Consider the following 16172-nt stretch of genomic DNA (forward strand, 5'->3'; position numbering starts at 1 on the left):
GTATGTGGGTTACTTTGAATAAACTGTTCGAGCGTTTCCATTGTCTGAGAGGGTAGAGTTTGAGGCACACCCTCAGCCTACCATTTGTTCACATCCTATTTAGGCTGCCTGTAAAAGACTAGCATTACTTTAAGTGCCTCACAAGTGCGGAGGATATTGAAGCGAAAAAAAGTTATCACGAGCGCCTAGATATTCGCTCAAAAATTTGTGAGGAGTTTCCAAATATTGTGCTGGAGTTTCTACCTGCTTACAGTCCTGATTACAACTTGATTGAATTAGTTTGGCATAGTTGCAAAGAATACATCGCCCATCGCTTATTCACATCGGTTGAAGAATTAAGAAGCTTACTTGATAGGCTCCTCAATCAGAATGAGCTTTGCATTCAATGGCAGCGCAAGATCAAAAACAAAGGCAACAGTAGTACTGCAACTTAAATGCCGATTAGCTTATGACTTGAACGATTAGCCCGAAATTGATTTCAGGGTGGGTGAGGCAACAGTGGCAAGATCTGAGCTAAAGCAACTGCTGCAAAATCGTCGGGTCTTGAATCTCTTTGTCTCGCGCCAGCAGCAGCACTTTTGAGACGACTTCCGCCGTTTTCGGGTCAGGATCAACAAACGGCAGGAAAATTCTGCCGCGCTGCTGCGAATGCACGGGCACAATGCACAGTGCGCCTCCGGGCTGACGGTGGACGATCGCGCTACCCAAATGCACCGAATAGCTGCCCAACTGTCCTTCGATCAGGGCGTGAGCGCTCTGCAAATGGACGTTGTGCAGCTTCAAGAGGCGGCAGGTTTCGCGCACCAAGGTCGATCGCATTTCGACAGTCGAGGCGGTTGCTTCGGGATCAACGCCGCCCATGTGCGCGACGCTGACCACCAAATCGAGATCGCGCATCACTTCGCTAAACAGGCGCGGCGGCACGTCGGTCAGCGAAATCGGTTTCCATTCGTCACGACGGTAGAAGCGAACCCCTTCGATCGTCAGTCCTTCAATTTCCAAAGGCGTGAAGAAGCCGCCGACAAAATCAACTTCCGCGATCAGCTTCTCCACGTGGAACGTGCGCCGAACGCCAACTTCCGGTGAGGCAATCCAGCCGCGCTGCCCGAACAGTGCCAACGCCTGCTTGGGATTCACCTGATGGCCTTCATAGCGATGCGAAACAGGTTCCTTTTGCTCGGCCACTGTGGGAACGTAGAGTTCGCGGAAAATTTGCTTGAAGGGCTGGACGAGATCGCGCTCAAAGCAATCGTGCTGCCACAAATGCCACTCCTGCGTGACAAGCAGATCGTGCGGATGAGCGATTCTCAACTGGCTCGATCGAATCGGCGTCACGGTCTGAGCGTGATTTTGCAGCGCGGTTCCCTGATTGACGAGATAGCCGATTTCGCCGTCATCCCCGATCAAAATAAGCTGGCTGAGCATCGGGAAGAGGACGGGATGCTTGGCGAGTTGGACGAGTTCAGCAGCGGTGAAGCGATCGCCCCGACACATCGCCTGCTCCAGCGAAATGCGGATGCGCGAAGCTTGCTGCGTAATTTCCTGCTTGCGACTCGTCAGAGCTTGAATTTCCGGCTGTTTTTTCAGCTTGGCGGGAATGCTTTTAAGCGGTTTGCCCTGTTTCGTCACCGTAATTTCCGGTTCGCCCTGCGGCGTGATCGACAGACTGACGCTGACCTGATCGATCGAAACCGTCTGCGATCGATCGACCAGATCCGCGATCGCCTGTGCTTCCATTGCCCACTGAAGCCGAATTGGATCGACAAAGCCCGCCGTTCGCGCCAAGTTTTCCATGCCGATCGAGACGGCGAGCTTTTCGCTGGCCTGCCGCTGCGACCCGAATTTTTTGCTGGTGCGGAGAAATTCTTGCAAAATTTGGTAGCGATCGAGAATATCGCGATCGCGCTGTTTGCCTTTGGCGAGCGGCAGCAGTCCCAAGGCGCGGACGGAATCTTGATGGCGCTTGGTGGTGATGCGATCGCGCAAAGTCTCAGCTTCTAAATTGCCCAGCATTGCGTCTGCGAACAGTTTGGCGCGTTGGTGTCCGCCGCTGGTTGAGGCGTATTGCGCGGCGTCGTAGAGTTGATTCCAGCGATCGGCTTTCAGAATTTTGTAGAGCCGCTGAAACCATTCGACATCGACCGCACCCTCGACCAAACTTTGTGCCGAAAGCGGAGTGCGTTCGCTGATTTGGGCAACCCAGGCTTCGCGGATATCCTGCTGAATGCTCCAGCCGTTGTCTTTGGTGTGGGCGTGAAACCACCAGACGGCTTCGGCAAATCCTGACCACTCGATCGCCGCTTCCACGTAGTTGACCCACTGCGGCGCGTAAAAGGCAAACTGAATTAGATGTTCCGTCTTGATTTGAGCCGATCGCACCCGCTGAGCAAATTCGGCAGGCGAATCGTCAGTGGCCGGAAAGCTGACGCGCATCAAATGACTCAAGACGGCGGCTTTGCTTAGACTGTTGTAGCTGTAGTAGCGCACCAGCTTGGCGCGATCGAGTGCCTGGATCAGTTGAATCACCGTTGACATTCCGGAAACCGATCGCAAAGCCAGCGCCGCATTCGAGGCGGCTGTCGGCAAGTCGCCGCGCTGAAGTTCGATCGCCAAAATTCGCTGACGGGCGCGATCGGCCAGTTCCAGCAAGAAGGGGTGCTTGGCGTAAGCTTCCGGCGGATTGCGGCGCGTCAGTTCCGACAAATCGTGAAAAGACGTTCTCAGATTCGCTTTCGCTTCGGCGGCATTGCTCGATCGTCGCTGCACCTGATCTGAGTGTTCTTCTGCGCCAATCAGGTGAAACATCACGTCTGCCTCGGTTGCGCCGCCACCCTGATAGGCGTTGAACACGTCCCAAAGATTTGCTCTGGCATGGTAGCCGTAGTAGCTGGGCAGATGTCGATCGCTCCAGCGCATCAGATGCCACCAGCGAATTTGCTGTTCTGCCGTTGCACCGCTGCCAAAACGTCGCGCCACATGAATCCAACTGTCGATGAAATCACCAATCTGCTTTTTAACGCCGTAGTAGCTAGAGTCCTGCCACTGCGATTCCTGACTGAGTTCAGCGATCGGCAGGGTGCAAAGCAGCGTCGAAATTGCATCGAGCCAATAATCAAAGACGGCATCGATCGGATGCAGGTAGATCAGCCAGTCGATGATGCCGCGAACCTGTTGCGGATAGCGCAGTTCAGCATTCGTTTGTCCAGTGCGAGATTGCAAATCGGCCACGATGCGATCGACCAAACTGAACGAAGTGGATTCACTAGATGTTGCAGGCTGTCCGCCGTAGGGATCAACGCGATAGCTGAATCGGGGCACGATCGCTCGAATCAGTTCCAGCCCGTCGGGATCGCGAAGATCATCCGTGCGATCGCGCCACCAGTTGAGCCACACATCACTCAGCGGCAACCGCTCCAAATTTTCTTCCCGCGACAGCTTCGGATTGATGCGCGGAAATTTCCAGGTGAGATTGCCGAGCAATTCTTCCTCTTCGCCGTTCGAGTCAATCTTGACGGGCGTTTGATGATGCTCGTGGATCAGTTCATCGATCGCCAGCAGGCAGCTTTCGGCGGACGGCGTGACGATCGCCACTTCTGCTAAAACCTGCGGATCAGCGATCGCAGTCAACTCGTCCGGCTTCACCAAACCGAGCGCATCCGTCAGCGTCGGCTCAGTTTCCGATCGCAAAATTCCCGTCAGCAGTTGATTTTCGGTTGTCGTCAGCTTCGATCGAGCGGTCTGATACTGAGTTGCCAAAGCCTGAGCGCGATCGATCGATCGATTTTTCTGCACCAGTTCGCGCAGCAGTTCGAGTCCGGCCTGACGCTGCGGTGCTTGTTTCGCGGTTGTCAGTCGTTCCGCAGATGCGATCGCCACCTCGTCCGGCTGATTGAGCAAAACACCGAGAATTCCACGCCGCAGATCGCTGGCTTTGCGGGTCAGCAGTTGTTCAAGCTGCGCGGTTTCCGGGGGATCGATCGTGCAGCCTTGCAGTAGTCGGATCACCGTTTCGCGAACGGTCGTGCTGGCATCGCCCAGCAAATCAAACAGCGTGGCACGAACTTCGCCATCCCAAGGCCGAAGCTCAGCCAGCTTTTGAGCGACATTGCGGCGATCGTAAGCATCAAGCAGCGGCAAATACGGAATTAAACGCTTGGGGGAGCGGTCGCCCAACGTCGCCAGCAGCGCGGACGCGATCAACACCTGACTCGCTTCCAGCTTGATCCACTCCCACACGATCGACTCGGTTTTCGGCTTGGTGGGAAAGTGCGGCAACGCCTGCTCCAGTCGCTCAAACGCATCCGATTCTGTGGCGATCGCGGGATCACGCGCCATCGACAAAGCCTGCACAGCGGCAGTTGCGACGCGCAAATCGCCATCGCCTACAGCCGACAGCAGCACGAATCGGGCGGGCGTGATCTCTAGCTGCCTGAGAAAATGCACGGCGACAAATCGATGCGTAGCTTCAGGGTGATCGAGTAGAGGAGCAGCGAGATCGATCGCGGCGATCGCATCTTTAAATCCGCTTGTCCACAGCGCGAGATACACCGTTTGCGGATCGTCGCTTTGCAGCGCGGCAGCGTGAGCTTCTGGGCTTTCAAAACATTCCAAAATCTGAGCGATCATTTGTTTCGCAATCTTTTCGCTCAGCACTTCCAGCCCAAAACCCAGCCACACATCAAAAGCGCGGAGCGTGGCACTAAAGCGGATCAAATTGTGATCCAAAATCAGCCACAGCATTCGCTGAAATGCGAGCGGATTGGCTTCATCGATCGTTTCCAAAATTGATTGCCGCAGTCCTTCTTGTCGCTGTGCCGCTAACAGCAATCGCTCAATCAATTCCCAGCCGTCCGATCGATTTGCCACCAGCAAAGCGCGAATTACGTGCCGCCCCATTGCGCCAACTTCATGATTGTTGCTGGCGGAAGCAATCAAAATATCAAAAATTGTTTGACCTAGAGCGTCGTTCTGCTCGATCGCCGTTGCAAATAACAGCCCCAACGTATCTTCAGCATAATAGCGAAGGTAAGGTGTCCAAGCGGCAAACCAGGCAAGATCTTGGTCATAACCTTCCACAATGCGAATTAGATGGTCGAGCCAATTGCGGCGTTTTTCTGCACTATATTCAGGATGATTGGGAGCGCGAAACGCCCGCCGCGCATAGCCAGATGGATATGGCAACTGCACCAATCGCTGCCAGGTTGCTTCCACCAGATCAGCAAATTTGGGAAAGAAAATGTTGAGAATTTGCAGGCGATCGCTGGCGGGTAATTCATCAATTTGCTGAAACGCTCGCGTCTCAATCTCGTAATACTCTTGACCTCGCAATGCCTGACCGTTCGCATCGTGATTGATGATGCCCAAGCCGATCGATCGCAGCGGTTCTGGAAGCGCAATCAGTTGTTGAACTTGCTGCGATCGCCAGTCGGCCTGATAGATCGTTTCCAGTTGAGCCTTTGCAACTTCGCGATTCAGCATTGTTCAATCCTGTGACGAGTGAGCTTTTGATTCAGTTCAATTAAAACCAAGACAGCCGTAGATCGTCACGCTATCTTGCCATTGATTTCTTGTAATAAAATTTACCCGCCAACCAGGGCAACGAGTCGTAGGAACAGCAGTTGCGAATTGGGCTGCAAGGTGACAAACTCATCGAGGTTTTCTTGCTGCTCATCATCGATGAAAACGAAGTACAAGCCGTCTTCAAACGCTTGCAGAGCCGTGTCGATCGCCTGCTCAATGTCTACTTCTTGTGCAAGATCGCTGCCGCCCAAATCGATTTTTCCCTGCTCAACGCCCAAACGAATCTCGGCAGGCGTAAGCATTTGAAGCAGCCGACGCTGGCGTTGTCGCGCTTCAAATTCGGCAACTTCAGCGCAAACAATTTGAGTGAGCAAATTTCGCAGGGTCAAGCTATTTTCGGCTTGGGGAAGGGCAAGCTCCCAATCGGTAAAAATGGGCTGAGATTTGCCCATCACTTTTCCAGAAACGGTGAGTGTAGAAGCCATGGTGCTACTTTTTCACTTTGTACAATTGTACTACAATAAAGATGGAGTGGGATCACCCCAATTTGGCAAGTTTGCCCGTTGCTGTCCAGTCTTTTGAAAGCAAAATCAACAGTGCAACTTCCGCCTTTCCCACCAGTTCAGGCTTTGCAAAATTTGGCGTGGAAAATGAGCGATCGCTCATTCACGATTGGTCAATCTTCAAGCCTTGAATTTGATGCGATCGTTGTTAGCCATCTGACAACGAAACCTTAAAGAAAATCAATTTGGTGAGCGAATCGAGCAGAGCGCACTAGAATGATGGTTTCGTGCTTCATTTTTTGCCATGCAGCTACAGTCTCTCAACCGCGTCCTTGCCAACCTGCGCCGATATTGGCTGATTGTGCTGGGGGCAAGTGTGAGCCTGCTGTTGCTGACGGCAGCAAATGCGATTACACCGCAGTTGTTTCGTTGGGGAATCGATCGCGGCATTGCCGAACGAAATCTTGATGTGGTGATGGAAGTGGCGATCGCAATGGTGCTGGTGGCGATTGGACGGGGACTGTTCAATTTTGGACAGAGCTTTTGGGCAGAACAGCTTGGACAAAACATTGCTTACGATCTGCGAAATCGCATTTTCAAGAAGCTAGAAAATCTTAGCTTTAGCTATCACGATCGCACTCAAACATCGCAACTTCTCACGCGAATTACCAGCGACGTAGAGCAAATTCGCACTTTCATTGGCACTGGTCTACTGCAAGTTGTGAGTTCGCTTGTCACGCTTATAACAACTACTGTTATTTTGCTGATTATGAACTGGCAATTAGCGCTAGTAAGCTTAGCGCTTGTGCCGATCGCTGCCTATATCTTGTTTCGCTTTTTCACGCGCAATCAGCATTTATTTGGACAAGCCCAAGAGAAATTAGGCGATCTCAATGCTGTTCTCCAGGAAAATTTGCTGGGCATTCGCGTCGTAAAAGCGTTTGTGCGCGAAGAAGCCGAAATCGATCGCTACACCCGTTCAAATGATGAACTGGTGCAGGTGAGTATGAAAACGATCGCCGCCATTCGCAACGCTTTTCCCTACATCTTTTTGATCAGTAATTTAATTACATTAGCTGTCGTTGGCTATGGTGGGGCGCAAGTGATTAGGGGCGATTTTTCGATCGGTGAACTGGTCGCCTTCAACTCTTACTTGCTGTTTATCTTACAGCCAATTCTGTTAGTTGGATTTGCTGCGCCCGTCATTGCTCAAGCTGCCGCTTCTGCCGATCGCGTCTATGAAGTAGTGGATGCCGAAATTGAAATTCGCGATCGCCCGAATGCCCTCGTGCTGAGCGACTGCATTGGACGAATTACGTTTGAAAACGTGCATTTTCGCTATCCCGGTTCGTCCACAGAAGCGCTTAAAGGCATTTCGTTTGAAACGCGCCCAAACGAATTAATTGCTGTTTTGGGAATGACTGGATCGGGCAAAAGTACGATCATGAATTTGCTGCCGCGATTCTATGATGTCACGTCTGGTTCTGTCCAAATTGATGGCGTAGATGTACGTAATTTTAAGCTATCGAGTTTGCGATCGAAAATCGGCATTGTCTTTCAAGAAACCACCTTATTCTCTGGCACAATTCGCGACAATATTGCCTACGCCAAACCGAATGCTTCGATCGAAGAAATTATCGAAGTCGCGAAAACGGCACAAATTCACGATTTTATTGCAGGTTTACCCGAAGACTACAACACGATCGTTGGTGAGCGTGGATTAGGCTTGTCGGGTGGACAGAAACAGCGAATTGCGATCGCTCGAACGCTGCTCACCGATTATCGAATTTTGATTTTAGATGACAGCACGAGCGCGATCGATGCTAAGACTGCAAGTCAAATTCAAGCGGCGCTGGATGACTTAATGCGACAAAAAACCTGCACCAGTTTTGTGATTGCTCAGCGAATTAGTACTGTTAAGAATGCCGATCGAATTTTCTTAATGGATCAAGGTTTACTCGTCGCCCAAGGAACACATGAAGAACTGATGCAAACGAGTTCGCTCTACAGCTTGATTCTCGAATCGCAACTGCAAAAAAGCGATTTAACGCCGCAGTCTTCCTTGCTCAAACATCCTTCCTACACCGATCGTGAAAACAACCATCCGCCGAATTGAAGAACGATCGCTTAATGCTTGGGCAGCACCTCGATCGATGCTGCTCGACGGCTGGATTTTGCGATTTGCATCCGGTTACACAAAGCGAGCAAATTCCGTCAGCGTACTGTATTCAGGCGATCGTTCGATTGTCGAAAAAATTGGGATTTGCCGTCGCATGTATGCGCTGCAAAATCTACCGCTGATTTTCAGAATGTCGCCGCTTGCCTCAAGCGAACTCGATCGCAAACTCGCTGAACTTGGATTAACTCAGTTTGATTTTACGAGCGTACAAATCAAAGATTTATCTCACTATGAGCTTGCTACAGCCGATTGTTTGCAAATCTATTTCGATCATTCGAAATGGCTGGATTGTTTTGCTCAGGTTTTTGAAACATCGATCGTAGAGCAGCAGCTGTTAACAAAAATTCTGACGAGTGTTGTTCCAGTAAAAGCATTTGCGGTTTTGTGGAAAGAAGACAAACCGATCGCGGTTGGTTTGGCAGTATTAGAAGGCAAGGATGTCGGCTTATTTGAAATTGGAACGAGCAAAACTTATCGTCGTCAAGGATATGCGCGATCGTTGATGCTTGGCTTACTCAACTGGGCGAAACAGCAAGGCGCAGCAACCGCCTATCTTCAAGTAGTTGCAGACAATCAACCTGCTTTAAAACTTTATGAAACCTTAGGCTTTACTGAGCTTTACCAGTATTTTTATCGAGTTCAAGATTTGAGTTTCTAGCAAGGAATCATTATGAGAGGTTTCAGTCCGATCGTCGCTTCTGAACAAAAAGCCAGCCAGCAAATTCCGACGCTGCAACGGCTTTTTGGCTATCTGCGGCCTTATCGTCAAGAAGTGCCGATCGCCATTCTCATGGTGGCAATTGGAGCCGCGACTCAATCAATCGGACCTGCCTTAATTGGCTGGTCGATCGACAACCTCATTCGCCCTGGCAATCTGCGCGGACTGCTGATTATGTTGGCAATTCTAGCGCTCAACTATATTGGCGGCATCATAGCAATTCGTCAGCAAATATATCGCGTTGGCTGGATTATGCAGCGCTTGCTGGCGCAGTTGCGGCAAGATATTTTTCTCAAAATTCAAAGTTTACCTGTGAGCTTTTTTGATCGCTCTGAAGCTGGAGATTTGATGAGCCGCTTGCTCAACGATGTGAGTACCGTCAATCAGGCGTTTGGACAGACGATCGCGCAAATGTTGGGCAACTTATTCAGCTTAATCGGCATCATTATTGCAATGCTGGTAATCGATATACGACTAGGATTGTTGAGCAATTTAATTGTGCCGCTGATGATTTTAACAACCCAGTTTTTTGCTCGCTGGGCGCGATCGCGCTTTCGTTTGACCAGAGAAACGATCGGCGATCTTTCCACCAAAATTGAAGAAGATATCGGCAGTATTCGCGAAGCGCAAGCCTTCAATCGCGTTCAAACAAACATTCGCGAGTTTGTGGAGTTAAATGCCGCAAATCGCGATGCAAATATTAGTGCGGTTGCAATTACGGCAGCGTTCTTGCCCTCGATCGATTTTCTCAATTCGATCGCCACTGCACTCGTTCTTGCCTATGGTGGTTATTTGGCCGTAACGGGTCAGGCAACAGTCGGCGTTGTCACGGCATTTCTACTTTACGTGCAGCAGTTTTTTCGCCCGATTCAGATATTGAGTCAGTTCTATACGCAGGCGCAGTCGGCTTTGGCGGGAGCCGAGCGAATTTTTCGCTTGATTGATGAGCCTGCCAAGCTGGAAGATGCACCGAATGCAACTACAATGCCACCCGTGCAAGGCGAAGTTGAATTTGAAAGTGTTTCCTTTGGATACACCGCCAAACAACTTGTTTTAAACAATGTTAGTTTGCACGCGAAGCCCGGACAAATGATTGCTTTAGTGGGGTCAACAGGAGCAGGTAAAAGCACAATCATTAACTTAATTTTGCGCTTTTATGATGTGAGCGCGGGCAGCGTCAGAATTGATGGAATTGATGTGCGATCGATCACGCAATCTAGCCTGCGTCGCCAGATTGGTCTCGTCTTGCAGGACAACATTTTGTTTAGCGGTACGGTCGCTGAAAATATCGCCTTCGGTCGTCCCAACGCGACCCAAGCGGAAATTGAAGCAGCCGCTGAAACAGCGAACGTTCATGAATTTATTACGCAACTTCCGCAAGGCTATGCGACTTTATTGGGTGAGCGCGGATCGAACCTCAGTCAGGGACAGCGGCAACTGATCAGCATCGCCCGCGCTGTGCTGGTGAATCCTCGCATTTTGATTTTGGACGAGGCAACAAGCAGCATTGATACGCGAACCGAAAAACTTGTTCAGGCCGCGATCGATCGACTGTTGAGCGATCGAACCAGCTTCGTAATCGCGCATCGGCTCAGTACGGTGACACAAGCTGATCAGGTGTTGGTGATTCAGCAAGGGCAAATTGTTGAACGTGGAACGCATCAGGAATTAATTGACAAGCAAGGCGTTTATGCGAATTTGTATGCGCTACAGCTTGGAGCCGCTAGCCCAGTTTGAGGTTGGCTTGATGAACTTCGATCGCGAAATTGAAACTCAAGAAAATTGAAAGATGGTGACTGATTCAAACTTCATTAAGCTCGACCAGTTTTTGAAATTTGTGGGAGCAGTGCAGACCGGAGGCGAAGCGAAACTATTAATTCAAGATGGACAGGTGCAGGTCAACGGCAGCATTGAAACTCGACGGGGACGCAAACTCGTTCAAGGCGATCGCGTCTTCACAATGGGCGAAAGCTATCACGTTGATTTGGCGGAAGGGCGATCGAATTCTTAGCCGCGCCCTGAGAGGTGTGGAAAACCGACCGGACGATGCCAGCTTTTCCCTAGCCACAAAGCCTTTTCGCGTTCAAGATAGAATGAAGCAATATTATTGTTCTTAACCTTCGGTAGACGCGAGGAGCTTCGCAGCGCATGGGCAGAGTAGTCGGCATTGACCTGGGGACAACCAACTCAGTCGTCGCCGTGATGGAAGGCGGCAAACCCGTTGTGATCGCCAATGCTGAAGGTTTGCGAACTACGCCTTCTGTCGTCGGCTTCAGCAAAGAAGGCGAACAGCTTGTCGGGCAAATGGCACGACGGCAAGCCGTTTTGAATCCGCAAAACACCTTTGCGGGCGTGAAGCGCTTCATCGGCCAAAAATACGCAGAACTGCGGCCAGAAACCAAGCGCGTTCCGTACACGATTCGCAAAGATGAATACGGCAACGTCAAAATCAAGTGTCCGCGCTTGCAAAAAGAATTTGCGCCCGAAGAAATCAGCGCGATCGTGCTTCGCAAGCTGGCTGAAGAAGCGTCGCGATATCTAGGGCAAGACGTCACCGGAGCCGTGATTACCGTTCCGGCCTACTTCAACGATTCACAGCGGCAGGCGACTCGCGACGCAGGGCGGATTGCCGGACTGGAAGTCTTGCGAATTTTGAATGAGCCGACGGCGGCTTCGCTGGCGTATGGACTCGATCGCGAAGACAGCCAAACGATCTTGGTGTTCGACTTGGGCGGCGGCACGTTCGATGTATCCGTCCTCGATGTGGGTGATGGCGTGTTTGAAGTTCGCGCCACGTCCGGAGACACGCAGCTTGGCGGCAACGATTTCGACAAAAAAATTGTGGATTGGCTTGCCGAACAGTTTTTAGAGCAGGAAGGCATCGACCTGAGAAAAGATCGTCAATCGCTGCAACGCCTGATGGAAGCGGCAGAAAAAGCCAAAATCGAACTTTCCGGCGTCTCCGTGACGGAGATCAATTTGCCGTTCATCACCGCAACCGAAGACGGGCCGAAGCATCTGGAGACGCGATTGACGCGATCGCAATTTGAAGATTTGTGCGGCGATCTGGTCAGCCGTCTGCGCGGCCCCGTCAAGCAGGCGCTCAACGATGCCGGGATCAGTCCATATGAAATCGATGAGGTCGTCTTGGTGGGCGGCTCGACGCGCATTCCGATGGTGAAGCAGTTGGTGCGGGCGCTGATCGATCGCGAACCCAACGAAAACGTCAACCCGGATGAAGTCGTCGCGGTTGGTGCAGCCATTCAAGCGGGCGTTCTGACTTCGGAAGTAAAAGACATTCTGCTGCTGGATGTGACGCCGCTCTCGGTCGGGCTGGAAACGATCGGCGGCGTAATGAAAAAGCTGATTCCGCGCAACACCACGATCCCGACGCGCAAATCCGACATCTTTTCAACGGCGGAAAACAATCAAACGCTGGTGGAAGTTCATGTTTTGCAGGGCGAGCGCGAAATGGCGAACGACAACAAATCGCTCGGTCGCTTCAAGCTGATGGGGATTCCGCCTGCGCCCAGAGGCGTCCCGCAAATTGTCGTTTCGTTTGACATCGACGCGAACGGCATTTTGCAGGTCACAGCCGTCGATCGCACGACCGGACGCGAACAGGGCATCACAATTCAAGGCGCATCGACGCTGCTGGAATCCGAAGTGCAGCGGATGATTTCGGAAGCGGAGAAGTTCGCCAACGAAGACCGGGAACGGCGCGATCGCGTTGAAAAGAAAACCAAAGCCGAAGCCTTGACCTTTGAGGCGGAACGTAAACTGCGCGAAGTCGCCCTCGACTTTGGAATGCAGTTCGCCAGTTCTCGCCGCCGCGAAATCGAAAGCTTGGTGCGCGAACTGCGGCAGGCTTTGGCCGATCAAGACGAACGGGCGATCGACGTGGCGCAAACGGAACTGCGCGACGCAATTTCAGAACTCAACCGCGAAGCGTATCTCGACGCTAGAGACGAAGAAGCGGCAGATGGCTTCTTTGGTTCGGTGAAGCGAACGATCAGCGGCATTGGCGATGCGCTGTTGGGCGACGACGATGAAGACTGGTATCGCGACCCGTACCGCGATCCGTATGCCAGAGACGATCGCGACTATTATTCTGGTCGCGACACCTACCGCGATTCCTATTCACGTGACAGCTTCAGCCGTCCCGATAGCCGTCCGACACGCGATGACTATTACGATCGCGGCTACCGGGACGATTCCTACTCGCGAGGCGGACGCAACGATTATTCCAGCGACAGCTATCGCGACGATCGCTACAGCCGTCCGAGCCGCAACGGTCAAGATGACTACAGTGGCCGCGACTACGAGCAAGACGACTATCAAACCGACCGCTACAGCGATCGCGACAGCTACGGCCAGGCACGCAGCAATCGCAGCGATTACAACAGCTCAAACGACCGCTACAGCGATCGCAGCAGCCGCAATTCCTACGACCGCACCGACCGAAACAGCTACGAAGATGATCGTTCCAGTCGGCGCGATCGCTATGCAGAAGATAGCTACTCGGAAGGTAGCTATCAGGCCGATCGCCGCAGCCGCAGCGACTACGAGCAGGACTACGACCAGTCTCGCAGTCAGCCGCGCCGCCCCAGCAGCGATGTGAATCCGCGATCGCAGCCGCGCAGCGAAGACGAACGCCGCCGCGACGCCTATGTCGATCGATCGGCAGACCGCTATCGCGCCAATGACGATCAAGACGACTGGGACGATCGATCGGAGCGATCGCGTCGTTCAGCCTACGATAGCCGCTATGAGAATCGCGCCAGCGACGACTGGGACGATGACGACGATGCCTGGTAAGCACTAATCGATTCCTGTATTCCTTCTTTTGATCCATGCAGAACTTTCGGAACTATTACGAGATTCTGGGAGTTCCCAGAGACGCCACCGCCGAGGAAATCAAAAAAGTCTATCGAAAGCTAGCGCGGCAATATCATCCTGACCTCAATCCAGGCAACAAAGCCGCTGAGGAAAAATTTAAGGACGTGAACGAAGCCTACGAAGTCCTTTCCGACACGGGCAAACGCGCTCAATACGACCAGTTCAGCCGTTTCTGGAAAAAAGGCGGATTTCAGGGCGGCAACGCACCGAAAGCTCGTGGTTGGGGTGGCGGTGGCAATCGCACCGCGACGCAAGAAGACGTTGACTTCAGCAAATATGCTGATTTCGACAGCTTCGTCGATCAGTTGCTCAACCGTCCCCCTGCCGCCAGCGACGATCGCGACCGGTTCCGCCCTGGAACCAGCAAGACCAGCTACACCGTTTCGCGTCCTGGTCCCCGCAACGCCGAAGCTCGTCTCACCGTACCGCTGGGCAAAGCCTACACCGGAGGCCGCGAGCGAATTCGCTTAGAGGACGGGCGATCGCTCGAAGTGAGTATGCCGCCCGCAATGGTCAACGGCCAGCGCATCCGCCTGAAAGGGCAAGGCGTCTCCGGCGGCGATCTCTACCTCAAAATCGACGTAGCTCCACACCCGTTTTTTAAGGTGGACGGCGCAGACATTACCTGCCAGCTACCGCTAACGCCGAGTGAAGCGGTTTTGGGAGGGGCGATCGAAGTTCCCACCCTCGACGGCCTCGTCAAAATGATGATCCCCGCTGGCGTCCGCGCAGGCCAAAAGCTACGCCTTGGCAACAAAGGCTACCCGATCAACGGCAAGCGCGGTGACCAAATCGTTGAAGTTCAAATCGCCATTCCCAAAGACATCACCCAGCCAGAACGCGACCTCTACGAAAAAATTCGCCAGCTTGAATCCTTCAACCCACGATCGAATTTAGCACTTTAGGCTTGGGTGTCGGGTGATAGGGGTTAGGGGAAGGCAGAGGGCAGGAGGCAGCGGTTCGGAAACCAGAGACGCGGTCGGCACAGCCAATGCGAAGCGCAACATTGACACGCACGAGTAATCCCTTGCGTGGGGGTCAGGGGAAGGCACTCCCCCCTATGGGGTTGGAGGTGTGTGGGGGCAACCCCAACACTCCACTGGCTCGGAAACAGGGAATAAGCTGAAAGGCGATCCGGAACGGATCAGCTTTGCTGGCCGCGAAGCGCTGTCCGCAGGAATCGATCCCTCCACTTCCGAAAATCTTCGATCGCCCAGTTGTACGATCAAAAAACCGTTTGCAGCTTTCTTTTCCAATGGCAACCGTTCGTCTCGAAGAAATCGCCCGCCGCTTCAACAACGTCACCGCGATCGAAAACATCTCGTTTGAAGTGCCAGACGGCCAATTTTGGGTACTCGTCGGGCCGTCCGGCTGCGGCAAATCCACGATTTTACGGACGATCGCCGGACTCGAAGCCGCCACATCGGGACGACTTTACATTGGCGATCGACTGGTCAACCAAGTTCCCGCCCGCCAGCGCGACGTGGCAATGGTTTTCCAAAACTACGCCCTCTACCCGCACATGAGCGTCGCCGAAAATCTCGCCTTCGGCCTCAAAATGCGGAACACCGATCCCAAAACAATTCAATCGCGGATCGAAGCCGTCGCCCGATCACTCGACATCGCCCACCTGCTCGATCGCAAACCGCGCCAGCTATCCGGTGGACAGCAGCAGCGCGTCGCCTTGGGACGAGCGATCGCCCGTCAACCGCAAGTTTTCCTGCTCGACGAACCACTTTCCAACCTCGACGCCAAACTGCGAGACGAAACCCGCGCCGAACTCAAACAGCTTCACCAGCGCGTTTGCAACACAACAATTTATGTAACGCACGATCAGGTCGAAGCGATGACGCTGGCGGATCAAATCGTTGTACTCGATCGCGGCCACGTTCAGCAGATTGGCGATCCGCAAACAATCTACGCTCAGCCTGCCAATCAAATGGTCGCGACCTTCTTAGGCAGTCCACCGATGAATCTGCTGGCTGCGACATATGACGGCGCGGCTTTTCGGATTGAAGCGCAGACGATTCCCTGTCCCGATCGCCTCCGTCCAGCCTTACGATCGGCTCAAGGTCAGCGCGTCAATCTCGGCATCCGTCCAGAACAGATTCACCTGTCGGATGCCGACGCACACTTGAAGGCGGAAGTGACGATCGTAGAACCGTTGGGACGCGAAATTCTGGTGCGGGCAGTTGTTCCCACCGCCGAACTTCCCGCTCCGATTCTCAACATTCAGCTTGCACCTGAACTGCGTCCGCGAGTGGGCGATCGCTTGTCGCTGCGGCTGAATCTCGATCAGTTGTTTGTGTTTGATCCCACAACGGGCGATCGACTGAATCGGTAAGTTCGATCG

General features: G+C 52.7%; 9 protein-coding genes and 2 pseudogenes. 9 read left to right on the forward strand and 2 right to left on the reverse strand.

What is annotated here, in order from left to right:
- Positions 1-170: 170 nt before the first annotated feature.
- Positions 171-434, forward strand: a pseudogene (locus H6F67_RS20740) (transposase); the annotation flags it as partial.
- A 79-nt stretch (positions 435-513) separates the two neighbouring features.
- Here H6F67_RS20740 and H6F67_RS20745 read toward each other — a convergent pair.
- Both H6F67_RS20745 and H6F67_RS20750 read right to left on the reverse strand, forming a co-directional pair.
- Positions 514-5478 carry a DUF4132 domain-containing protein gene (locus H6F67_RS20745; protein ID WP_190768550.1) on the reverse strand — a complete coding sequence of 1655 codons (4965 nt, stop codon included), beginning with the start codon at positions 5476-5478 and terminating at the stop codon, positions 514-516.
- Positions 5479-5579: 101 nt separating this feature from the next.
- The gene (locus tag H6F67_RS20750) at positions 5580-6005 is read right to left on the reverse strand and encodes a hypothetical protein (protein WP_190768551.1); all 426 of its coding nucleotides are present in this window, start codon (positions 6003-6005) and stop codon (positions 5580-5582) included.
- A gap of 41 nt (positions 6006-6046) precedes the next feature.
- On the opposite strand from H6F67_RS20750, the gene H6F67_RS20755 reads away from it, so the two are divergent.
- The 8 genes and pseudogenes from H6F67_RS20755 (at position 6047) to H6F67_RS20790 (ending at position 16163) form a co-directional block, all read left to right on the forward strand.
- Positions 6047-6214 (forward strand): hypothetical protein, encoded by a 168-nt coding sequence (locus H6F67_RS20755; protein WP_190768552.1) that lies wholly within the window; start codon positions 6047-6049, stop codon positions 6212-6214.
- A 113-nt stretch (positions 6215-6327) separates the two neighbouring features.
- Positions 6328-8139, forward strand: coding sequence for an ABC transporter ATP-binding protein (locus H6F67_RS20760; RefSeq protein ID WP_190768553.1), 1812 nt, complete (start codon positions 6328-6330; stop codon positions 8137-8139).
- A 157-nt stretch (positions 8140-8296) separates the two neighbouring features.
- Complete coding sequence (locus H6F67_RS20765) at positions 8297-8860, forward strand: GNAT family N-acetyltransferase (RefSeq protein ID WP_190768554.1); 564 nt, start codon at positions 8297-8299, stop codon at positions 8858-8860.
- Positions 8861-8872: 12 nt separating this feature from the next.
- Positions 8873-10657, forward strand: coding sequence for an ABC transporter ATP-binding protein (locus H6F67_RS20770; protein ID WP_190768555.1), 1785 nt, complete (start codon positions 8873-8875; stop codon positions 10655-10657).
- A gap of 52 nt (positions 10658-10709) precedes the next feature.
- Positions 10710-10931, forward strand: coding sequence for an RNA-binding S4 domain-containing protein (locus H6F67_RS20775; RefSeq protein ID WP_190768556.1), 222 nt, complete (start codon positions 10710-10712; stop codon positions 10929-10931).
- A 137-nt stretch (positions 10932-11068) separates the two neighbouring features.
- Positions 11069-13021: pseudogene (gene dnaK / locus H6F67_RS20780) on the forward strand (molecular chaperone DnaK); the annotation flags it as partial.
- Positions 13022-13773: 752 nt separating this feature from the next.
- Positions 13774-14724: a DnaJ C-terminal domain-containing protein gene (locus tag H6F67_RS20785; protein ID WP_190768558.1), complete on the forward strand. Its 951-nt coding sequence runs from the start codon at positions 13774-13776 to the stop codon at positions 14722-14724.
- Between the two features lie 350 nt (positions 14725-15074).
- Entirely contained in the window at positions 15075-16163 is a 1089-nt protein-coding gene (locus tag H6F67_RS20790) for an ABC transporter ATP-binding protein (protein WP_190768559.1), read from the forward strand.
- The last annotated feature ends 9 nt before the right edge of the window (positions 16164-16172 follow it).

It is taken from the genome of Microcoleus sp. FACHB-1515 (genome assembly GCF_014696105.1).
In the GTDB taxonomy this organism is placed as follows: Bacteria; Cyanobacteriota; Cyanobacteriia; order Elainellales; family Elainellaceae; genus JAAUTJ01.

Bases quoted from the DNA above. Each gene is read 5' to 3' on its own strand.
- H6F67_RS20750 (WP_190768551.1), bottom strand. From the start codon at position 6,005: ATGGCTTCTACACTCACCGTTTCTGGAAAAGTGATGGGCAAATCTCAG.
- H6F67_RS20760 (WP_190768553.1), top strand. From the start codon at position 6,328: ATGCAGCTACAGTCTCTCAACCGCGTCCTTGCCAACCTGCGCCGATAT.
- H6F67_RS20745 (WP_190768550.1), bottom strand. From the start codon at position 5,478: ATGCTGAATCGCGAAGTTGCAAAGGCTCAACTGGAAACGATCTATCAG.
- H6F67_RS20765 (WP_190768554.1), top strand. From the start codon at position 8,297: ATGTATGCGCTGCAAAATCTACCGCTGATTTTCAGAATGTCGCCGCTT.
- H6F67_RS20775 (WP_190768556.1), top strand. From the start codon at position 10,710: ATGGTGACTGATTCAAACTTCATTAAGCTCGACCAGTTTTTGAAATTT.
- H6F67_RS20785 (WP_190768558.1), top strand. From the start codon at position 13,774: ATGCAGAACTTTCGGAACTATTACGAGATTCTGGGAGTTCCCAGAGAC.
- H6F67_RS20770 (WP_190768555.1), top strand. From the start codon at position 8,873: ATGAGAGGTTTCAGTCCGATCGTCGCTTCTGAACAAAAAGCCAGCCAG.
- H6F67_RS20790 (WP_190768559.1), top strand. From the start codon at position 15,075: ATGGCAACCGTTCGTCTCGAAGAAATCGCCCGCCGCTTCAACAACGTC.
- H6F67_RS20755 (WP_190768552.1), top strand. From the start codon at position 6,047: ATGGAGTGGGATCACCCCAATTTGGCAAGTTTGCCCGTTGCTGTCCAG.